Annotated in this window: 17 protein-coding genes; 3 read left to right on the plus strand and 14 right to left on the minus strand. The window is 68.9% G+C overall.

All coding sequences use genetic code 11. The features are described 5' to 3' along the window. Positions 1–335: 335 nt before the first annotated feature. The 3 genes from AB1634_11505 to AB1634_11515 all read left to right on the plus strand — a co-directional run bounded on the left by AB1634_11505 (position 336) and on the right by AB1634_11515 (position 4,748). A complete protein-coding gene (locus AB1634_11505) occupies positions 336–1,064 on the plus strand; it encodes a hypothetical protein (protein ID MEW6220142.1) in 729 nt (242 codons plus the stop codon). 248 nt (positions 1,065–1,312) lie between these two features. After that, positions 1,313–2,107, plus strand: coding sequence for a VPLPA-CTERM sorting domain-containing protein (locus tag AB1634_11510; protein ID MEW6220143.1), 795 nt, complete (start codon positions 1,313–1,315; stop codon positions 2,105–2,107). Between the two features lie 451 nt (positions 2,108–2,558). Continuing rightward, on the plus strand, positions 2,559–4,748 hold the full coding sequence (locus AB1634_11515; protein ID MEW6220144.1) for a methyl-accepting chemotaxis protein: 2,190 nt from the start codon (positions 2,559–2,561) through the stop codon (positions 4,746–4,748). Between the two features lie 15 nt (positions 4,749–4,763). On the opposite strand, the gene AB1634_11520 is transcribed toward AB1634_11515, so the two are convergent. The 14 genes from AB1634_11520 to AB1634_11585 all read right to left on the minus strand — a co-directional run. After that, positions 4,764–5,255, minus strand: coding sequence for a flagellar assembly protein FliW (locus AB1634_11520; GenBank protein MEW6220145.1), 492 nt, complete (start codon positions 5,253–5,255; stop codon positions 4,764–4,766). 35 nt (positions 5,256–5,290) lie between these two features. Beyond that, entirely contained in the window at positions 5,291–5,539 is a 249-nt protein-coding gene (gene csrA / locus AB1634_11525; GenBank protein ID MEW6220146.1) for a carbon storage regulator CsrA, read from the minus strand. 173 nt (positions 5,540–5,712) lie between these two features. Further along, the gene (gene flgL / locus AB1634_11530; protein MEW6220147.1) at positions 5,713–9,798 is read right to left on the minus strand and encodes a flagellar hook-associated protein FlgL; all 4,086 of its coding nucleotides are present in this window, start codon (positions 9,796–9,798) and stop codon (positions 5,713–5,715) included. 12 nt (positions 9,799–9,810) lie between these two features. Continuing rightward, a complete protein-coding gene (gene flgK, locus AB1634_11535; protein MEW6220148.1) occupies positions 9,811–12,294 on the minus strand; it encodes a flagellar hook-associated protein FlgK in 2,484 nt (827 codons plus the stop codon). Between the two features lie 5 nt (positions 12,295–12,299). Continuing rightward, a complete protein-coding gene (locus AB1634_11540; protein ID MEW6220149.1) occupies positions 12,300–12,827 on the minus strand; it encodes a flagellar protein FlgN in 528 nt (175 codons plus the stop codon). Positions 12,828–12,835: 8 nt separating this feature from the next. Further along, positions 12,836–13,141, minus strand: a complete 306-nt coding sequence (locus AB1634_11545; GenBank protein MEW6220150.1) for a rod-binding protein — start codon at positions 13,139–13,141, stop codon at positions 12,836–12,838. Positions 13,142–13,143: 2 nt separating this feature from the next. Next, positions 13,144–14,238: a flagellar basal body P-ring protein FlgI gene (locus tag AB1634_11550; GenBank protein MEW6220151.1), complete on the minus strand. Its 1,095-nt coding sequence runs from the start codon at positions 14,236–14,238 to the stop codon at positions 13,144–13,146. 21 nt (positions 14,239–14,259) lie between these two features. Continuing rightward, on the minus strand, positions 14,260–14,958 hold the full coding sequence (locus tag AB1634_11555; GenBank protein ID MEW6220152.1) for a flagellar basal body L-ring protein FlgH: 699 nt from the start codon (positions 14,956–14,958) through the stop codon (positions 14,260–14,262). A 29-nt stretch (positions 14,959–14,987) separates the two neighbouring features. Continuing rightward, positions 14,988–15,734: a flagellar basal body P-ring formation chaperone FlgA gene (flgA, locus tag AB1634_11560; protein MEW6220153.1), complete on the minus strand. Its 747-nt coding sequence runs from the start codon at positions 15,732–15,734 to the stop codon at positions 14,988–14,990. 54 nt (positions 15,735–15,788) lie between these two features. Then, positions 15,789–16,571 carry a flagellar basal-body rod protein FlgG gene (gene flgG / locus AB1634_11565; protein MEW6220154.1) on the minus strand — a complete coding sequence of 261 codons (783 nt, stop codon included), beginning with the start codon at positions 16,569–16,571 and terminating at the stop codon, positions 15,789–15,791. 112 nt (positions 16,572–16,683) lie between these two features. Continuing rightward, positions 16,684–17,415, minus strand: a complete 732-nt coding sequence (flgF, locus tag AB1634_11570; GenBank protein MEW6220155.1) for a flagellar basal-body rod protein FlgF — start codon at positions 17,413–17,415, stop codon at positions 16,684–16,686. Positions 17,416–17,647: 232 nt separating this feature from the next. After that, positions 17,648–17,932, minus strand: a complete 285-nt coding sequence (locus AB1634_11575) for an EscU/YscU/HrcU family type III secretion system export apparatus switch protein (protein ID MEW6220156.1) — start codon at positions 17,930–17,932, stop codon at positions 17,648–17,650. Positions 17,933–17,949: 17 nt separating this feature from the next. Then, a complete protein-coding gene (locus tag AB1634_11580; GenBank protein ID MEW6220157.1) occupies positions 17,950–19,779 on the minus strand; it encodes a M48 family metalloprotease in 1,830 nt (609 codons plus the stop codon). A 108-nt stretch (positions 19,780–19,887) separates the two neighbouring features. Continuing rightward, the coding region (locus tag AB1634_11585) for a molecular chaperone DnaJ (GenBank protein ID MEW6220158.1) at positions 19,888–20,481 on the minus strand (594 nt) is incomplete at its 5' end.

Genomic DNA, 20,481 nt, shown 5'->3' on the forward strand with positions numbered 1-20,481 from the left:
CGCAGGCGGGGAAGCTTCCCCGCCTGCGGCCCCGTCGTTTTCCGGCTCGGGATCCTTCCTGCCGCCCACATTCCTCGCACCAGCCATCCGGTGTTCCGGACGGCTTTCCGTATTTCCGGACACTCGGTCCGGAAAAGGCGATGGCCCCCTGGCCGGTGGCCGCAGCCCCTGCCTTCTAACTCCATGGATTTCTCCTGTTTTTTTCGTTCCTGCCCGGCATGGTGGCTCTGGCATGACTTGTGCGTGCGCATCCTGTACGGCCGGCAGAAAGGCCGGGGCCATTCCGCCGACCCTGGGGTAGGACGGAAGTGCACACCAAGAGAGGAGACACGATCATGCGCAAGAGCTCTCTGCTGTTCCTGGTGCTGGCTGCGGCTGTGGCGGGCAGCGCCGCCCGGGCCGAGGCAGTCACCCTGTTCGAGGACGATTTCCAGGATGGCGACACCGCCGGCTGGTCCTTTCACGGCAGCCATGCTGGCAACTGGATGGTGTCCGGCGGCGTGCTCCACCACGGTGGCGGCTATGACAGCCTGCAGGCCTTTGCCCTCATGGACGGCATCGCCACGCCGGCGGTATTCAGCCTGGAGGCGGATATCCAGGTCCTCGGCAACCGTTTCAGCAATCCGGATTGGGGCCATGTGGGCTTCGCCTGGGCCGTGACAGCTGGGGGGCCGGACTTCAACACCTCGTATCTGCGGACCCACTTGGATCACGTGACCAGCTGGAGCACGCCGTGGACCAGTTCCAGTCAGGAGCATTGGCTCCCCACCCCCGGCACCACCAACGGCCCCACCTACCACCTGCGGGTGGACGTGAACGCCCTGACCCGGGAGATGACCGTGGCCCTGGACAGCTACCAGATCACCTTCACAGGTGCTGATTTCGATGCCATCAACCAGCAAACCGCCGGCGGTATTGGCCTCCTGTCCTGGAGCGACGAGGTCACCTGGGACAACGTGCGGCTGACCACGCCAGTGCCGCTCCCCGGCGCCGCCTGGCTCCTGGGCTCCGGCCTGGCTGGGCTGGGGCTCCTGGGCCGGCGCCGGCGGGCTGGCAACTCTTAAGAAACAACGGCAACCATGGCGGATTTTCGGCCGGTTCACTCATTTTGACGCGCCCCGCGTATGGCAACCCACAGGTCCCATAGCTCCCATGGACCCATAGGACTTATAGGACCTATAGGACCTATGGGAGACCACCATGGAGGACTGCCGGCGTTTCACCCAGTTGGGTGCGCCCCGCCCATGGCAACTCTCACGGGTGACGCCGGCAGGCAATCCCCATCTCAACGTCGAACAACGAGGCGAATGACATGCTGAAGATCCTGTGCACCGCCGTAGCTCTGACCGGCATGTTGGCAGCATTCGGGCTTGAGTCCGCCCAGGCGGCCAGCGTTTACGTCATGTCTTCCGGCAATGCCACGGCGGATGCCGCCGTGGGCTCGGCCCTCACCGGGGCCGGGCATACGGTCACCGCCGGCCTGCCCTGGCACCAGCAGAACGGCGGCCAAGGCCTGGCCAGCCACGATGCTGTGGTGCTGCTCAACAACTACAACTGGTCGTCTTCGCCCATGCCGGCGGCCGGGCAGGCGGAGATTCTGGATTACGTCCAGAACGGCGGCGGCCTGGTGACCTCGGAGTGGTTTGTCTGGAACCTCGGCTCCAGCGACCGCTTCCCGGGCCTGGCTCCCCTGTCGCCGGTGCAGCCCACCGGCAGCTACAACTCGGCTGCCAGCACCACCTACACCCAGGTCACGGCGAATCCGATCCTGAACGAGGGCCTGCCGGCAGCCATGACCTTCGCCCTGGGCAACATCTCCGGCACCGAGACCGTGTTCAACCCTTGGCCCGGGGCGACCGTCTTCTATTCCTCCAGCAACGGCGGCGGGGTGCCGGGGTCCGGCGGCGTCGTCGGCTGGGACGCCGGCAGCGGCCGGGTGATCTCGTTTTCCACCCTCATCGGCCTGACCGAGCTGTCGCAGCCTGATTATGCCCATCTGTTTGTCAACGCCGTGGAGTGGAGCGCTGCCGTGCCGCTGCCGGGCGCCCTCTGGCTGCTGGGCTCGGGCCTGGCTGGTCTGGCCGTCTGGCGCCGCCGCGCCGCCTGAGCCTCCTCCTTCTCCTTTCGCAGCCCGTGGCATCCCCGGATGCCACGGGCTGGCCTTTTTCGGGCAGCAGGGCAGCCCTGATGGCTGTCCAGGATCCGAGACGCTGTCTTCAAGGGTGGACATCATCATTGGACGGTGGCCCTGGCTGCAGCCCGCCCTCCCGGCCCCCTCCCGCTGCAACCTCCTGGAATCGCCCGCATTTCGATCCTCCTCCCCTCCCGGCACGCTTTTTGATTCAAGATCCGGCGCGGGAGCGCTCACCCGCCGCTGGCAGCCTGTCGCTGGCAGCGTGCAGGCGGATCCGTGCCGCAGGGAACGGTGCCGGTGCCGGCGCCGTCCCCGGAAGGGCGCGCCGGGTGGCGGCCTGGCCATGGCGGCCACCGGTGTCATCCGTCCCATCCATCCCATGTCTCCCATGCTTCCCATGGGATCACCCGCGAGGAGGACAGCCATGCAGTGGCTCCGTGACCTTTCCATCGGCAAGAAGCTCTACCTGGGGTTCTCGGTCGTGGTGCTCATCCTGGGTGGGGTAGCGGCGTATCAGCTGGCCAGGCAGCACGGACTGGGCCAGGTGCAGGACGAGGGTGCCCGGCGGGCGAAAGACGCCCAGGAGCTGCTGGAGATCCAGGTGCGGGCCGCGGATGTCTACTCGGAGGTGGCCGATGCCATCATCAACCGGGATCTGACCTCGTCCCGCCGCAGCCTGGAGGCGGTCCAGGCCCAGGCCCAGGAGGATATCCGCACGGTACGCCAGCTGGTCGACACCGATGAGGAGCGCCGGCAGGCGGAGATCTTTGCCGCCCGGTATGGCACCTATCTGGCGCTCTATCGGGACCGGCTGCTGCCTCTTCTGGAGCAGCCGGAGGTCGATGGAGCGGCCGTTTCCCGGCTGGATGGCGAGATCGACGGCGTGCGGGAGGAGACGCTGGCGGCCATCGGCGCCATCGTTCAGTCCCTGCGGCTGGAAAGCGAGGCCGGCGATGCCACCTTCGACGCCATCTCCGCGGCCACCACCCGGGTCTCCAGTGGGCTGGTGGCCCTGGGCGCTCTGGTGGCCGCCGGGCTCGCCATGCTGGTGGCGCGGTTGATCACCCGGCCGGTGGCCGAGATGGTGGCGGCGGCCGATCGGCTGGCCCAGGGCGACGTGGCGGTGGATCTCCATGCCGCCGGCCGGGACGAGATCGGCCAACTGGCCATCGCCTTCGGCCGAATGGTGGCCAACATCAAGGCCCAGGCGGCCACCGCCCAGGCCATCGCCCAAGGTGACCTGGCGGTGGAGGTCAGGCTGGCCTCGGAGGCGGACGTCCTGGGCAGGAGCATGCTCGGGATGGTGACCGCTCTGCAGGGCCTGGTGGGGGAGGTGGCCCTGCTGACCAGGGCAGCGGTGGAGGGCCGGCTGGCGACCCGGGGCGATGCCAGCCGTTTCCAGGGGGGGTATCGGGAGATCGTCGCCGGGGTCAACGCCACCCTGGACGCGGTGATCGGCCCCCTGACCGTTGCCGCCGGCTACGTGGAGCGGATCGCCAAGGGCGACATCCCACCCGCGATCACCGACAGCTACCAGGGCGACTTCAACGCCATCAGGAACAACCTCAACGTGCTCATCACGGCCATGGACCAGGTGGCCCAGGTGGCGCAGGAGATCGCCGCCGGCAATCTCCTGGTGCAGGTACGGGAGCGCTCCGAACAGGACACCCTCATGCACGCCCTGGCGGACATGGTGCGGAAGCTGTCGGCGGTGGTGCAGGAGGTCAAGGCGGCTGCCGACAGCGTCGCTTCCGGCAGCGAGCAGCTGAGCTCCTCGGCCACGGAGCTGAGCCAGGGCGCCACTGAGCAGTCGGCCTCGGTGGAGGAGGTGAGCGCCTCCATGGAAGAGATGGCGGCCAGCATCCGGCAGAACGCCGACAACGCGGTCCAGACCGAGCGGATCGCCATCAAGGCCTCCGGGGATGCCAAGGAGGGCGGGCAGGCGGTGGCCCGTACCGTCGAGGCCATGAAGCAGATCGCCAGCAAGATCTCCATCATCGAGGAGATCTCCCGGCAGACCAACCTCCTGGCCTTGAACGCTGCCATCGAGGCGGCCCGGGCCGGCGAGCACGGCAAGGGCTTCGCGGTGGTGGCCGCCGAGGTCAGGAAGCTCGCCGAGCGCAGCCAGAAGGCAGCCGGCGAGATCACCGAGCTGGCCAGCACCAGCGTCGCCGTGGCGGAGAAGGCCGGCGACCTTCTGGCCAAGATCCTGCCAGACGTCCAGAAGACCGCCGATCTGGTGCAGGAGATCGCCGCCTCCTGCCGGGAGCAGGACAGCGGTACCCAGCAGATCAACCGGGCGGTCCAGCAGCTGGATCAGGTTGTGCAGCAGAACGCCTCTGCCTCGGAGGAGATGTCCAGCACCTCCGAGGAGCTGGCCAGCCAGGCAACGCAGATGCAGGCCAGCATCGCCTTCTTCAAGGTCGACGACCGGGGTGCCGGCCGTGTGGCCCTGTCCGGCGGCAGTGTCCGGCGGGCCGGCCAGGCCGGCCCCAAAGCGCGGGGCGCCGCCCCGCGCCTGCCATCAGGCAAGGCCGCCAGCGGTCAAGGTCAGGGGGCCAGCGTCGTGCTGGACAGCCGCGGGGCAGGGGATGTGGAGTTCGAGGCCTACTGACGGACCGCGGCCGGCTCAGAGGCCGGCGGTCTCATCCGCCTTGAACATCGGCCAGCAGGGGTCAAAACGACCAGGATCCAGGACCACCTGCTTGGCCAGGCGCTTGGCCACATTGACCACGATGGGCGCCAGGAGGTTGGCAGTCATCCGCTGGGGCTGGCCGTGGGGAATGGTGAGGATGACCAGGAGATCCGCCTCGATGTCCCGGGACAGTCCCAGCTCCCGGCGGGCCTGGCTGTCGATGGCCGGATGGTAGTCGGCGTCCAGGGCCGCGGCCCGGATCACCACAAAGGCCAGGTGCGGCTCATCCAGAGACTGCAGCCAGCAGAACGGAGACTGGTCCCGGTGGGGCACCAGGGCGAAGTGCCGGCTCTCGGGAAAGCCCAGGACCGGGCTGGTCATGGTGATGATCTTGTCGTCGTCGATGTCGATGGCGCCGAAGCGGCTGGTCTCGACGTTGCGGCTGCCTGCGACAGGGCTGGGCTCGGCTTGGGAGGGGATGGTCATCGCTGTCTCGGGGGCTGCAGCGCCACAGCCCCGCCTCACGGTTTGACAGAAGGGCGGGCGCGGCCCATGAGATCGGCGGCAGCGGTCAGATCCTCCGGCGCCTCCTGGGCGGCCCGGCGGTTCTCCTCCAGGATCCGCTTGTAGATCTCCTCCCGGTGCACGGCGATCTCCACCGGGGCGTCCACCCCCAGCTTGACGTGACCGCCCTTCACCTCCAGGATCTGGACCCGGATGCGGCTGTCGATGGTGATGGCCTCGCCGATCTTCCTGGTGAGAATAAGCATGGATCGCCCTCCCTGGCGACCGGGCCAGTCCGGAGGCCAGGGGGCCTGCCTCCCCCTTGTCGTCACTCGCTGCCGGCACAGTCCTCTCCATTCTATCCCTCCCCTGGTCCTGGCCACAACCCCATTGCCGCCGGCGCTCGCCTTCGTCGCGCCGCCCCCCCGACGCCTGACCCTTAGCGCATGAACTCGACCAGGCTGAGGTCCATGATCCGGGAGGCGGCGGTGAGGGCGGCCTGGTAGCGCAGCTCCATGGATTTGAGCTCCATGAAGGCCTTCACCAGATCGGTATCCTGCAGGGTGGACAGGTGCTCGGCATTGACCAGCTCCAGGTTGTCGTAGATCTGGCGCTGGACACTGATCCGGTTGGCCCGGGCCCCCTGCTCGGAGATGCGGCCGGTGAGATCCTCCATCACGGTGTCGAAGACGCCGATGGCCTCCCCGAGGCTGCTCACCTGGATGTCCTCGTTGCTGAGGCCGACTGCGGCCAGAAAGCCGGACGAGTCGCCGGAGAAGGCGAAGTCGTAGCGGCCGGTATCCCGCACCGCCACCTGCAGGCGACCGTCGTCGCTCCAGGTGGCCGAAAGACCGGGGATGCCGTTGAGGCGCTCGGCAATGCTGTCCAGGGTGTCCACCTCCGGGTCGACGCCGATGGCGACGGCCAGCTGGGTGGGCGGGTCGAAGCCGTGGTCGGTGATCGTCACCGTGAAATCGCCGGCCATGATCCGATCCTCGCCGGCCAGCCCGGTGCCACCGCCAGCCAGGGTCGCCGTGGTGTCGGTGGCGGCCAGACGGCCGGTGGCGGTGGTGAAGTGATCGGCCCGCAAGGCGAGCTCCAGGCCCTGGATCACGTCGAAGACCCCGATGCCCTTCAGAAGGTCCTGGCCGTTTCTGCCCACCGTCAGGGTGCTGGCCTGACCGATCTTGATGGTGGGGTCGTTGTCCGGGTCGCCGGCGTAGCGGACATTCCCCTCCTGGACCGCCACGCTCTGGACGTTGATGAGGCCGTCGTCGGCCAGATCCCCCGGCTCGCCGCTGCCGGCCGTGCCGCCAGCCAGGCCCAGGCCGGCCAGGGCCAGCTCGCTGGGGTCGCCGGCCGCGTCCACCAGGGTGTCTTCCACCAGGAATTCCCGGTCGGACAGGAGCCGCACCGAGCCGAAATAGACCCGGTCCGCCGGCGCCGCCGGATCCTGGCCGTTGAGATGGGTAATCAGCTCCCCCCGGGCCGAGGTCCGGACCTGGAGATTGCGGCCGTCGATGGCCGACAGGAGCAGGCGGCCGCTGGCATCCCGGCTGGCCCGCACGGCGGTCTGGTCGCTCACCGCATTGATGGCGGCCACCACGCTGCCGTCCCGGTCCTGGTCCTGGATGGTGCGGGTGGTGGCAAAGATGTCGACGCCGTTGATGACGAGGTCGCCGGCGGCGAGCTCGGTCTCCCGTTGGCCGAAGGTGATCTGGCCGTCCCCGGCCAGGTCGTTGTAGCCCCGGGAGCCGCCGCCCAGGCCCAGGCGGTCCAGGATGGTGTCGTCGCTGTGGCGGGGCGAGGACAGGGTGAAGGTGGTGTCCGAGAAGATGCCGATCTGGCCGGTGTTGTGGCTGGCGTCCACATTCTGGGAGAAGTTGCCGAAGCCCGGGTCGGCGTCACCGCTCATGAGCGTGAAGTTGGTGACCTGGATGGCGGACTCGTCGCCCACCTGGCTGTTGGCAAAGACGATTTCCCCGGGCTGGCCACCGTTGGTGTTGTCCCCCACCTGGGCTGCCACGCCGGTGACCAGGCTGGCGGCATTGATGGCGCTGGCGGTGAGCTGGGCCACCGCGGTGTCGCTGGCGCCATCCGGAATGGTGACGCTGATCGGCGTGCCGTTGAGGTCGAAGGAGAAGACCGTGGCGAAGCCGTCCGGGGTGTCGGCCGCGGCGGCGAGACCGCTGTTGGCCAGGGTGGTGAGGCGGACCGACACCCCCGGGTCCGTGGCCTCGATGACCGTTTTGGCGTTGAAGGCCTTGGTCATGGCCAGGCCGTTCACCGGTGGCGCGGTGGCGATGTTGGTGGTGGTGGGGTTGCCGTTTATGGCCAGCTGGCCGGCCAAAATGGCGTCGTTGGTCACGAGGCCGGTGAGATAGGCGGTGCGGCTGCCGATGCCGACGGCCGCTACCGGCGCCCCGGCCAGAAGATAGGCCGGGGTCACCTCGGCCCGCACCCCGGCCTGGCCGGCAGCAGCGTTCACCGCTGCCGCCTTGGCAGCCGCGGAGGCATCGGCGTAGCGGGTGGACAGGCCGTCGTCCACCGGCGCGTCGATGGCGATGCCATTGAGCTCCAGGGCGCCGCTGGTCACGCGGTAGCCGTACACCAGGCTGCCGTCGTTGGCGTCGTCCATCACCCCCCGGGAGCCGCCGCCCAGCCCCAGGACGTCCAGGATCGAGTCGTCGGTGGCGCTGGTCTCGATGGCAAAGGCGTTGGCCGCGGCCAGCGAGATGCGGCCGGTGTTGTGGCGGCTGTCCGCGGCCTGGGACAGGTTGCCGAGACCGGTGGCCGCATCACCGGGCAGGTCCGGCGGACCGGGGACCACCAGGGTGTAATCCGTGATGACGATGGGGGCATCGTCCCCGGGCATGCTGTTGGCCAGGACCACGCTGTTCACCGGCCCGCCGTTGGTGCCGTCGCCCACCGCCGCCGTGACCCCGGTGCGGCTGGCCATGACGTTCAGGGCGTCCACCGTGGCCTGGGCCACCAGGCCGGCGGTGGAGCCGTCCGGGATGAGGACCGCGACCGAGACGCCGTTGAGGTCGAAGGTGACGTTGGTGTCGAAGCCATCGGCGGTGTCGGCGCTGGCCCCCTCGCCGGCCACGAGCGTGGTGAGGCTGGCGGTCACGCCAGTGGCGGCAGTGACCGCCGGGGCGTTGAAGGCGGCGGCCAGGGCCTGGGCGCTTTCCATGGCCAGGCCCTGGACCGGGCTTTGCGTCAGATCGAGGCCCAGGGCCACCACATCAATGAGGCCGTCGGCCGCGGTGTCGCCCCCGATGCCGGTGGCCGCCGTACCGCCGGCCAGGCCGATGCGGGCCAGCACCGTGTCGTCCACCGCGCTGGTGGCGATGGCAAAGTCGCTGGCCGCGGTCATGGTGGTGCGGCCGTCGTTGTGGGTGCTGTCGGCAGCCTGGCTGAGGTTGCCAAGGCCGGTCAAGGAGGTGCCGGCCAGGACGGTGTAGCCGCTGATGGTGATGGCCCCCTCGTCGCCCCGGGCGTTGTTGACCAGGACTACGCTGCCGGCCACCCCGCCGTTGGTGCCGTTGCCCACCAGGGCGCTGACCCCGGTCTGGTCCCGGACCGCGTTCACGGCGTCCACGGTATCCTGGGCCACCTGGGCGTTGGAGGAGCCATCGGTGTCGACGGTCACCGTGACGCCGTTGAGGTCGAAGGTCACCCGGGTCTGGGTGCCGTCGCCAAGGGCGGCGCCCCCTGCCGTGAGGGTGGTGAGGCTGGCCGTGACTCCGGTCGCCGCGGCATTGATCCGGTCCCGCAGCTCGGCGGCGCCTCCCATGTTGAGGCCCTGGCTGAGGCCGAAGCTGACCAGGTCCACGACGCCGACATCGACGTTGTTGATGAGAAGATCCCCGGCGGCCAGGCTGGCGCCGTTGCCCACCACACCGCTCACCGGCGCCGGCTGGCCCAGCAGGGTGACGACGTCGGCGCCGTTGACCACAAGATCGCCGGCGGCCAGGATGCGGCCACCGGCCACCTGGCCGGAAAGGGCGCTGTCCAGGCTGGCCAGGGTCTGGCCATTGACCCGGTAGCCATTCGCCCGATCGCGCATGAAGGGCGTCGGCTCGGCGGTGGTGTAGCCGGTGGTGCGGAAGCCGCCGAAGAGGTAGCGGCCGTTGAGCTGGGTGTTGGCCAGGGTCACCACCTGGTCCAGGATGCCCCGGACCTCGTCGGCGGTGCTCAGGCGGTTGGCGCTGTTCATGGAGGCGTTCACCGCCTGGATGGCCAGGTTCTTGGAGCGCAGCAGGAGCTCCTTCATCTGGGTGAGGCTGCCCTCTGAGGTGGTGATCCAGGACTCGCCGTGATCCAGGTTGCGCACATATTGCTTGATGGAGGACAGGCTGGTCCGGAGGCCCAGGGCCCCCACCAGGTTGACGGGATCGTCGGACGGCTTGCTCAACTGGCTGCCGGAGGAGATCTGCTTGTTGATCCGGTCGAGACGGGAGGTGACCTGCTCGAGGTTGTTGAGAACCGTGGTGTGGATGGTGTTGACCGTGGTGCGCATGGCGGTCCTCCCTTACTGGACCGAAGCGAGAAGGGTCTGGAGCATCTCGTCCGCCGCGGTGATGAACTTGGCGGCCGCCGAATAGGCGTGCTGGTAGCGGATGAGGTTCGCCATCTCCTCGTCCATGGAGACCCCGGCCACCGAGTCCCGCAGCTCTTTGAGCTGGATGCTCACCTGCTGGGAGAATTCGGTGTTGCGGTCCAGGGCCCGGGTGCTGTTGCCCACGTCCGAGACCAGGGTGTTGTAGAAGCCGTCGAAGGAGTCCGGGCTGTTGCCGGTGAAGGCGATGGCCTCCTGCTGCTGGAGGCCGGCGATGGCCAGGGCATTCGTGTTGTCGCCGGCAAAGAAATCCCCCATGGCGTCCACCATGCCGGCGGCGATCAGGGTGAGATCGGTTGCCACCACGTCGTTGAGGGCGATGGCCGAGGCGGAATCGCCGGCAAAAAAGGTGTTGATGCCGGTGGCCAAAAGGACGCCGGCCGAGTCGTTGGCAAAGGCGAACTGGTGGCTGCTGTCCGGAGTGAGCACCAGGCGGTTGTTGTCCACCCGGGCCTCCAGCCAGCGGCTGCCGGTGGTGGAGACGGCATTGGCAGCGGTGACCGCGGTGTTGATCGCGTCGGCCACGTCATAGAGGTCATAGGCCCGGGTGATGGAGACGGTGATGGGCTGGGGCAGGGCCCGGGTGCCGTCGCTGTTGTACAGCCACAGGTCGAAGGTGCCGTTGTCGGTGTCCAGCTCGTCCCGGAAGGACAGGCCCTCCAGGGCGGCGCCCACCTCCCCCTGCTCCGAGGTGTAGGTGAGGCGGCCGTCGTCCGGGAAGTCGTCGGCCCCCACCGAGCCGCCGCCCATGCCCAGCTGGTCCAGGATGGTGTCGTCGATGCCCGCCTGCAGGGTGAAGGTGCCGTTGGCGAACAGGGTGATCTCGCCGGTGTTGTGGCTGGCGTCCGCCTGGTAGGTGCCGTTGTGCAGGCCCAGCTTGGCCTCGGCCGGATCGGCGTTGTCCGCGTCGGCGACCACGATCGCCGACTCGTCCCCCTGGTTGGTGTTCTGGAAGACGATGGCATTGATGGCGCCGCCGTTGGTGCCATCCCCCAGCACCGCCTCCACGGTCAGGCCGGCAGCCAGAAAGGCGGCGTTGGCCGCAGCCACCACCCCTTGCGCGGTCACCGCCGGGTCTTCCGGATCCAGAGGGCCGGTGTAGGCATAGCTCACCGCGACGTCGTTGACCGAAAAGGAGACCGTCTCGCCACTGGCCAGGCCGGTGGTCGTAGCATCGCCGGCCACCAGGGTGGTGAGCCGGGCCCGCACCCCGGCCAGGGCGTCGTTGACCGCAGTGGCGGTGTTGGCGGCCTTGGCCATGGCCAGGCCCTGCACCGCCACGCCGCCGCTGATCCGGCCCAGCTCCTTGCCGTTCACCAGCATGGTGCCGGCGGCAATGGTCGTCGTGGCCTCGTTGGCGTCCAGAAGGGCGGTCAGCCGGGTGGTGTCCCGGGCCGTTTCGCTGCCCGTGACCGCGCTGGCAAAGGAGACCAGCCCTACCCCCTGGCTGTGCTGGCGGTTCACCTCCCGGATCATGGCGTTGGCCAGGGCGTTGACCCGGCCCAGGTAGTTCGTGGGCTCGTTCTCTGTCAGCTGCTGGTTCTGTTCCAGCCAGCCGCCGATCCGGCCGCCCAGCTCCTGGCCACTGCCCACCGCGGTCATGGTCTTCTGGCCGATCCGGGTGCCGCTGATCCACTGCAGCTGGTCGTCTTCGAAGTCCAGGGTCCAGGAGGCGTTCTTGTCCACCAGCGGGTGGCCGTCGGTCAGCATCACGGTCACCGCGCCGGTGCCGGTCTCGAAATGGGTGATGTCCAGGTAGTCGGCCAGCTCCCGGAGGCGCTCGTCCCGCACGTCCCGGAGGTCATTGGCCTTGTGGGTGGGGGTCTCGGAGGAGGTGATCTGGACGTTCAGCTCGGCGATCTGGGCAGACAGGGTGTTGACCCGATCGACGCCGGCCTCGATCTTCACCGCCAGGTCGCCGCGCACCCGGGTGACCTCGGTGGCGATGCTCCGGAAGTGGTCGATGATCATCTGGGCCTGCTGGCGGGTGCTCTCCCGGGTGGCGTTCAGCTCCGGGTTGTTGGCCAGGTCCTGCCAGCTCTGCCAGAAGCGGCTCATGAGGTCGTTCAAGGTCAGGCCCGGCGCCTCGTTGAAGACCGTCTCCACCACCCGCATCGTCTCCTGCTGGGCGGTGAGGTTGCCCAGGCTCGCCTGCTGCCGGGTCAGGCGCTGGACCATGAACTGGTCGTACTGGCGCTTCACCGTCTCCGGCCGGACGCCGTTGCCCATGACGCCGGCGCCGGTGAGGACCGGGATGTTGGGCGCCAGCGTCAGCTGCTGGCGGGAAAAGCCCGGGGTGTCCGCGGAGGCGACGTTGTGGGAGGTCACCTGCATGGACATCTGGTAGGCGAGCAAGGCCTCCTTGGCGATGGTGAAGACCGAGCTGATGCCAGGCATAAGGGTCAGACCTCCCGGCTGATGCGGGTCGGGGTCTGGGCCGCGGTGCGCACCCGGCCCCGCTGGCCATAGACCGAGGGCGGTGCCGCCGGGGTGGTGAGGATGGCGATGGCATCCCCCAGATAGCCCAGGGTGTCCTCGATGAACCGCTTGTTGAGCCCGTTTTGCTGGACGATCTCGTCCTTGGCCGCGAGAAGGGCCCGGCGATGGCGGCGGAGGCGGTCGCCCTCGTCACCGCCGGCCGCGGCCGCCAGGCCAGACAGGGTGACGGGCCCATCCTGCCCCGGCCGGGCCAGGCCCCGGGCCAGCTCCTGCAGGGAGTCATCCAGGAGCCGGATCTTCAAGAGCTGGCTTTCCTTCTGCTTGCTGGTTTTGATGACCCCCTCCATGCTCATGGCCAGAAGAGCGGTCTGCTCGGCCTGGAGGATCTCCAGGAGCCGCCGGTACTGGGCCTCCTCCTGGTCGAGGAGATCAAAAAGCCTGGCCGGCAGGGGGCGGGTGGCGTTGGGCGAGGGCGTAAAGGGGCGGTCCATGACAGGGCTCACTCGTCTTGGGGAGGAAGGCGGCGGGACAGCTGGTCAAACAGCAGGCGGCCGATGCCGATGCCCGGCTCCTCGGCCAGGCGCTGGGCCATCTCCCGGTCCAGCATCTGCCGGTAGACGTCCTCGGCAAAGCCGCCGGAGAAGAGGCCATCCTTGGGCACGGTTCGCCGCATCTGGTTGAGGAGCTTCTCCAGGATGAGGCCCTCGAACTCCGAGGTCGCCTGGGCGAGCCGGGCCCTGTTTCTTCCATCGGTCGAAAGGGGCGCGGCCTTGAATGTCGGGGGCAGGGCAGCGGGCTTGGGCATGGCTAGATGATGGACAGGTCGGCCTGCAGGGCACCGGCCGCCTTGATGGCATGGAAGATGGCGATGAGGTCCCGGGGGTTGACGCCCACAGCGTTCAAGGCCCGCACCACCTCGGTGATGGTGGGGCCGCCGTCCAGGACCACCAGACGGTCCGGCTCCTCGGCCACAGCGATATCGGTGGCCGGCACCACCACCGTCTCGCCGGCGCCCAGCGGGGCCGGCTGGGAGACCTGGGCGCCGGTGCGGATCTCCAGGCTCAGGTTGCCGTGGGAGACCGCCACCCGGCCGATGCGCACGTTCTCGCCCATGACCACGGTGCCGGTGCGCTCGTCCAGCACCACCCGGGCCGGCATGTCCGGCACCACCTCCACGCTCTCCACCGCGGCCAGCAGGCCGACGATATCGCCCGCATAGGCCTCCGGCACGCGGATGCGCAGGGTGGCGCCGTCCTCGGCCCGGGCGAAGTCGCCGGCAAGCTGGCGGTTGACCGCCTGCACCGCCCGGCTCATGGTGGTGAAGTCCGGACTGGCCAGGCTCAGCACCAGCTCGCTGCGTCCCGCCAGGGCCAGGGGCACCTCCCGCTCCACAGTGGCGCCGCCGGGAATCCGGGCCACGGTGGGGTGGTTCTTCTGCACCGCGGCGCCGCCACCACCGCCCACCGCAAAGCCGCCCACCGCCAGGGGACCCTGGGCCACGGCATAGACCTGGCCATCCAGGCCCTTCATGGTGGTGGCGAGCAGGGTGCCGCCCTGGAGGCTGGTGGCATCCCCCAGGGAGGAGACCAGGACGTCCACGGTCTGCCCCACCTTGACGAAGGGCGGCAGCTTGGCGGTGATCATCACCCCGGCCACGTTCTTGACCTTGAGATCCTGGGGCCGGACGTGCACCCCCAGTTGCTCCATCATGTTGGCCAGGCCCTGGGTGGTGAAGGCGGCCTTGCTGCCGTCGCCGGTGCCGTTGAGGCCCACCACCAGGCCGTAGCCCACCAGCTGGTTGTCCCGCACCCCTTTGGTCATGGCCAGGTCCTTGAGCCGGGCCGCCCCGGCCGCGGCCGGCAAGAGGGCCAGAAGAACGAAGACCGGAAGGATTCGGTGCATAACAGGCCTCCCGACTGGGCGCTAGAACGGCCAGATCACATCCAGGGTGCGGGCCAGCCAGCCTGGACGCTGCTTGTCCCCGACCACCCCGCGGCCGGTGTATTCGATGCGGGCGTCGGCCACATGGGTGGACGGGATGGAGTTGTCCACCCCGATGTCCGCCGGCCGGACGACGCCGGTCAGGATCAGGAACTGGGTCTCGTTGTTGACCTGGATCTCCCGGTAGCCGCGGATGACCAGGTTGCCCTCCATGGTGGTCTCCACCACCCGGGCCGAGATGGTGGCCGTGACCTTGGAGTCCCGGGTGGTCTCACCCTTGCCGTCGAAGTCGTTGGTCAGCCCGGCAGACAGGGCGGTGGCGGCCGAGAAGCGGGGGTTCTTGTCCTCCAGCGCCTGCTCGAAGCCGAACAGGCTGGTCAGCTGGCCGGTGACGGTGGAGCTGCGCTCGGTCTTGGTCTCGGCCTTCTTCTGGGCCGTGGAGGTCTCGACGATCTTCACCAGCAGGATGTCGCCCACCCGGCTGGCCCGGCTGTCCCGGTAGAGATCGACACCGGTGCGGGCGCTGTAGATGGTGCCCTCCTGGCGGGGCGGCGTCTCGGGCGGCGGCTCCGGCAGGGCCAGCCGCTCCGGCAGCGGCGGACCGGACACCGCCGGCCCTCCTGGGCTGGCGCATCCGGACAGGAAGAGCGTCAAAACACCGGCGAAGACGAGGAGGCGCATGGACCGATCTCCTTGGGGGCACTGGGTTGTCACAGGGCGCTCCGTACCGTGCGGCTGTCCACCACCTCGGCCAGGATCTCCCGGCGGCTGCCGAGGTTCTGCACCCGCACCCGATCGCCGGCCGCACCCGCCTCCCGCACCTCGCCGGTGGCCTTCACCACGATACCGCCGCTGGCAGCGACGATGGTTACCCGATCCCCCCGGGCCACCAGGGGGGGCTTGTCCAGACTGTCGGCGGGCACCACCTCGCCCTGGCGCAAGGCGCGGCCAAGGCGCAGGCCGACCACCGCCGCCGGCTCCAGCGCCGCTGCGCCGGCGGCGGCCGATGGCCGGGTGGCGACGGTGATGTCGCCGGCGGCCAGCACCGTGTCCCGGGGCAGGTCCCGGCGGGCCACCACCACCTCGGCCAGAAGATCCAGGTCGCCGGTCAGGCGTGCCCGGGCCTTCTCCTCGCCGTCCTGGAGGAAGAGAACATGCAAGGTCTTGGCGCCCAGATGCTCGGGATGGGCCTGGTTGAGCAGGCGGGTCTCGTAGGGCCCGGCCGGCAGGCGGACCTCCGGCGGGCTGGCCGCAAAGGAGCGCAGGACAACTCGCTTCGCCGGCCAGGGGGCTCCGGCGCCGGCCAGCTCCAGAAAGAGGGCCGACAGCTCGGTGTCGCCCAGCAGCACCGGCTCGGTGGCAAGGCCGGCGCCAGCCATACCAACCACCAGGGCCAGGATCATCAGGGTGCCTTGCAGCCCGCGCCCTACCCAGCCACGCCCTTCCGGTTGCGTCACCCGTCCCATAGCTCCTGTGACTCCCACAGCTCCCATGACATCGAGGCTCAGGCCTTACCCTTTGAGGTTGGTCACCACCTGCAGCATCTGGTCGGCGGTCTGGATGGAGGTGGAGTTGATCTCGAAGGCCCGCTGCAGGGTGATAAGATTCACCGTCTCCTCAACCACGTCGACGTTGGACAGCTCCAGGAAGCGCTGGGCGATGGTGCCCACCCCCTCCGTGCCGGGAATGGCCTCCACAGGATCGCCGGAGGCGTCGGTGACCCGGAAGAGGTTGCGGCCCACGCTCTCCAGGCCGGCCGGGTTGATGAAGTCATGCAGGGTGATCTGCACCGAGCCCAGGGTCGCCCCGGCCTGGTCCTTGGCGGTGAGCAGGCCCGAGGAGTCGATGGACAGGGACACCGTGCCGGCGGGCACCGCGAGCTCCGGCTGCAGGCGGTCGCCGTTGGAGGTGACCACGAAGCCCTCGCTGTCCAGCTTGAAGTCGCCGGCCCGGGTGTAATACTCCACGTCGTTGGACACGATCTGGAAGAAGCCGCGGCCCTCGATCGCCCAGTCCAGGTCGTTGCCGGTCTGGATGAAGTCGCCCTGCAGGAACATCTTCTGGACCGCGGTGGGCCGAACCCCCAGGCCCACCTGGATGCCCACCGGCACCTGGGTGCCGGCCGCGGACTCGGCGCCGGCCCGGCGCAGGTTCTGGTAGATGAGATCCTCGAAATTGGCCCGGCTCTTCTTGAAGCCCGAGGTCTGGACATTGGCCAGGTTGTTGGCCGTGACGTCCAGGGCCAGCTGCTGGGCGTTCATGCCGGTGGCCGCGGAATAGAGGGCTCGCATCATGGTCGTGGTCTCCTTGAAGAGCCCGGCGGGGGACTGGCGCCCCCCGCGCCCCCCGCGGGATGGGCTGGGCGCGGCTGCTCGGCGGGCGTCAAAATAATGGTCAACTGCCGCTTCAGACCGTCATGCTGCCGACCCGTTGGATGGCCTGCTCGTCCACCTCGTCGATGGTGCGGATCACCCGCTGCTGGAGCTCGAAGGCCCGGAAGAGGTCGATCATCCCAGTGGTTTCCTGGATCATGTTGACGTTCGACTCTTCCACGTAGCCCTGCTGGACCACCGGGGCGGCCGCCGCCTCCTCGCCGGGCGCGCCTTCCTTCACCCGGAAGAGGCTGTCGCCGTCTTTTTCCAGGGCGGCCATTTCCGGGAAGGTCACCACCGCCAGCCGGTCCACCTCGACGCCATCCACGGTGATCCGGCCGTCCAGGCCAACCCCCACCGTGCCGTTGGGCAAGGCGATGGGGCCGCCCTCGCCCAGGACCGGGTAGCCGTCCCTGGTGACCAGCTCACCGGCAGCGCTGCGGGTGAACTGGCCGGCGCGGCTGTAGCGCACCCCCCGCGGGGACTGGATCCGGAAGAAGCCGTCGCCGTCGATGGCCATGTCCAGGGGATTGCCGGTCTGGCGCAGGGCGCCGGGGCCATGGTCGGTGACCACCCGGGAGGCCTTGCCCACCCGCATCCGGCCGCTGTGGCTGCGGAAGATCATCTCCCAGAAGGTCATGCCGTCCCGCTTGAAGCCGGCGGTATTGACGTTGGCCAGGTTGTTGGCGGCCTGATTCATCCGCCTTTCGTGGGCGAGCAGGGTTTCAACGGTTTCCACCTGACCAAGGCGGTTCTGGATGCGCATGGCAGATCTCCCCCAGGTTGGCTTTGCCCAGGGCTTCTGCAAGGGATGTGCCACGGACAAAGGGCGCCGGCAGGGCGCGCCGGGAAGCAGAGGGCGCCAGCAACGGGCAAATCTTGCCTAGCCCAGCCCGGAACGAACCGGCCCTGGGCGCGGTTCTCCCATAGGTCCCATAGGTCCTCTGGGTCCTATGACACCTTGGCCCCAAAGGACCGGTGCACTGGCGCCCCCAAGGCTATCGGCCAAACGACTCGTTGGTGCGGTACACGAAGGCCAAAATCTCGGCCACCACCACGTAGGTGGAAGGGGGGATCTCCTCGTTGAGGTCGAGGCGGGCGAGGATCTCCACCAGATCGGGATCCTCGTGCAGGGGGATGCCGTGCTCCTGGGCCAGGGCGATGATGCGCTCCGCCACCACCCCCATGCCCTTGCCCACCACCTTGGGGGCGTCCTCCTGGGCACGGTCGTAGCGCAGGGCCACCGCCTTGCGGCGCCGGTCGGGGCGGGGGGGATCCGGCAAGGGGTGCGCGGACCCGGTCAGGGGGTCCAGCCCTCCAGCTGGTCCAGGGGGGGAAGCTTGGCGGGGGCGACGAACCTTTCCATCTGCCGGCGGTAGTAGTCGAGCTTCTCCGGGTCCTGCGCGATGGCCTGCCGCTCGGTGGCCAGTGCCCCCCTGGTGTCGCCGGTGGCCCACTGGGCATGGGCCAGGGTGTCCAGGATATAGCCGGTGGGCCGCAGCTGGGCGGCCTTCCTGGCCAGGGTGAGCCCCCGGGCCGGGTCGCGGATCCCCGGATCCTCGGCGGTGACCAGGAGCCAGGCCAGGTTGTTCAAGGTCTCCGGGTGGTCGGAGGCCAGGGCCAGGGCCTGCTCGTAGGCCGCCAGGGCCGGGCCGTACTGGCCCCGCTCCGCCCGCAGATCCCCCAGCAGCCGCGGCCAGGTCTCGTTCCGGGGGTCCGCCTCCAGCCGGCTGGTGACGACCGCCTCGGCGAATCGGCCGTCCGCCTCGTGGGCCAGGGTGTCCACCGGCATCTGCCAGGCCAGGGCGCTCAGGCCGGTCATCACCAGGAGGTAGCCCAGGAGCATGTGGCGGACCTTCCGGTCATGGCGGCGGATGCGGTGGGGGTCATCTTCGCACGCCTCCAGGAAGCGGACCCGCTCGCCGATCCCGAAATGGTGCCAGGAGGGCAGGTCGCGGATGTCGCCGGACAGAAGGGCGATCCGGTCCAGGGCCTGGCCCAGGGGCCGGCCGGTGCCAGTGGCCTTGATGGCAAACAGATCCGCCTGGCGCTCGAAGTTGCGCATAAAAAAGCCGAACACATAGCGGAAATAGAGAACCAGGGCCAGAAACAGGGGCACGCTGGTCAGAAGATCGAGGTTCTCGTAGCTGGGCCGGATGATCCGGAACAGCCCCAGAAAGAGGTCCGAGCTCACCGCCAGATAGGTGAGGGGATCCGCGGCCAGATGGGCCAGGAGGCCGAAGCCCATGAAGAAGACGAGATAGAGCGGCAGGTGGCGGTGCTTGACATGGCCGATCTCGTGGGCCAGCACCGCCTCCAGCTCCTCCGGGGTGAGCACCCGCAGGAGGCCCGGTGTGATGAGGATATAGCGGAAGCGGCCGGTGAGGCCCATGACCGCCGCTGACAGGGCCTGGCCTTCGAAGAGGGGCCAGAGAAGGATGCCGGCGACCTGAAGCTTCTGGGCTCGGCAGAAGGCCTCCATCTGCCGGCGCACGGGACCGTCCGGCAACGGGGTGCAGCCCCAGAGGCGGTGGACCAGGGCAGGCAGCAGCACGGCCAGGAGCAGGAAGAAGAGCAGGAGCGCCAGGGGCTCACCCCAGCGCGAGGCGGCGATCCGGTTGAGGTAGGGGATGGAGGTGAGGTGCAGCAGGTCGAAAAGACCCGAGAGGATCAGCCAGGGCAGGACCACCGGCAAATTGGTGCGCACCTGGGACTTGAGGAAGCCGATCCGGGTCTGGCGGCCGCCGAAAAGCCGCCGGTAGCCGCCGCCGGCGGCCAGCCACAGCATGGCCAGGTAGAAGAAGTAGAGGGCGATGCCGGCCAGGTTCAGGAGCACGGGCACCTGGCGGGCCAGGGGCAGATGGGCCAGGAAATATTTGCCGCCCAGAAGGTAAATGTCCACCACGAAGAGGACCACCGCCAGGATGGACAGCCGCTGCTGGGCGGCGAAATAGCCGGCCGCCCGGCGGACGTCCCGGAAGACCCGGTGAGCCAGCAGCCAGAAAGCCAGGGCCTTGGCGGCAAAGAGACCAGCGGCGGCGGCCGCCGTCACCTGAGGCGGATCGGTGGCCACCTTGGTGGAATAGACGACGATGACCACCAGGAAGAAGATGAGGTTTTCGTAGACCACGGTTTTGGAGGGATCTCGGGTTGCTCCGCAAGCGGAAGATCGGCAGGCAGGCCAGATGATACCGCGCTGGTCCCGGTCTGGGCCGGGACCACGAAGGTCGGGGCCGGCTTAATGGGTGCTGGCCGAGGCGCTACGCTCCCGGCGCATGGAGGCATTGTGCAGCCGCAGCCCCTCGTGCAGCCTTTCTACATCGTGTTCGGACAGCAGGCTTTGTTCCACGAAATAGTCGCCGAGCCGCCGTTGCAGTCGGCGCTGGTGGAGGAGCAGAACCCGGACCTGGAAGTCGGTGAGAAGGCCGACCCGCTGGGCGATGCCGCCAAAGCGCTCGAAGATGCGGCGCTGCCGGAAGATGCTCTGGACATCACCATCCGACAGCCAGCCCAGGCGGCGGGCGATCTCGCCGATGCGGGGCCGCTGCATGCGCTGCCAGACCAGGGCCTGGATCATGGACCGCCAGCTGATGGCGCCGGAGTAATAGAGGAAGTGACCAAACAAGAGCTCCCGCTGGGGCAAGGGACCCTGGTAGCGGCCGTCCAGGGTCCAGCCGCCGGCAGCGCCGGTCTCGCTGCGACCTTGACCGGCGGCAGCCTCCTGGTCCCGGGGGCGGCCGTTGCCGCCGGTCTGGCCAGCAGCTCGGCCGTTGCCGTTGCCGTTGCCGGCTGCCGGGTCTGGGCCGGGCCCGGGCTTGCCGGGACGCGAGCT

The organism is Thermodesulfobacteriota bacterium, from assembly GCA_040755095.1.
Lineage (GTDB): Bacteria > Desulfobacterota > Desulfobulbia > Desulfobulbales > JBFMBH01 > JBFMBH01.

Coding starts and splice junctions, on each gene's coding strand:
- AB1634_11505 (MEW6220142.1), top strand. CDS start 336: ATGCGCAAGAGCTCTCTGCTGTTCCTGGTGCTGGCTGCGGCTGTGGCG.
- AB1634_11510 (MEW6220143.1), top strand. CDS start 1,313: ATGCTGAAGATCCTGTGCACCGCCGTAGCTCTGACCGGCATGTTGGCA.
- AB1634_11515 (MEW6220144.1), top strand. CDS start 2,559: ATGCAGTGGCTCCGTGACCTTTCCATCGGCAAGAAGCTCTACCTGGGG.
- AB1634_11520 (MEW6220145.1), bottom strand. CDS start 5,255: ATGACCATCCCCTCCCAAGCCGAGCCCAGCCCTGTCGCAGGCAGCCGC.
- csrA (MEW6220146.1), bottom strand. CDS start 5,539: ATGCTTATTCTCACCAGGAAGATCGGCGAGGCCATCACCATCGACAGC.
- flgL (MEW6220147.1), bottom strand. CDS start 9,798: ATGCGCACCACGGTCAACACCATCCACACCACGGTTCTCAACAACCTC.
- flgK (MEW6220148.1), bottom strand. CDS start 12,294: ATGCCTGGCATCAGCTCGGTCTTCACCATCGCCAAGGAGGCCTTGCTC.
- AB1634_11540 (MEW6220149.1), bottom strand. CDS start 12,827: ATGGACCGCCCCTTTACGCCCTCGCCCAACGCCACCCGCCCCCTGCCG.
- AB1634_11545 (MEW6220150.1), bottom strand. CDS start 13,141: ATGCCCAAGCCCGCTGCCCTGCCCCCGACATTCAAGGCCGCGCCCCTT.
- AB1634_11550 (MEW6220151.1), bottom strand. CDS start 14,238: ATGCACCGAATCCTTCCGGTCTTCGTTCTTCTGGCCCTCTTGCCGGCC.
- AB1634_11555 (MEW6220152.1), bottom strand. CDS start 14,958: ATGCGCCTCCTCGTCTTCGCCGGTGTTTTGACGCTCTTCCTGTCCGGA.
- flgG (MEW6220154.1), bottom strand. CDS start 16,571: ATGATGCGAGCCCTCTATTCCGCGGCCACCGGCATGAACGCCCAGCAG.
- flgF (MEW6220155.1), bottom strand. CDS start 17,415: ATGCGCATCCAGAACCGCCTTGGTCAGGTGGAAACCGTTGAAACCCTG.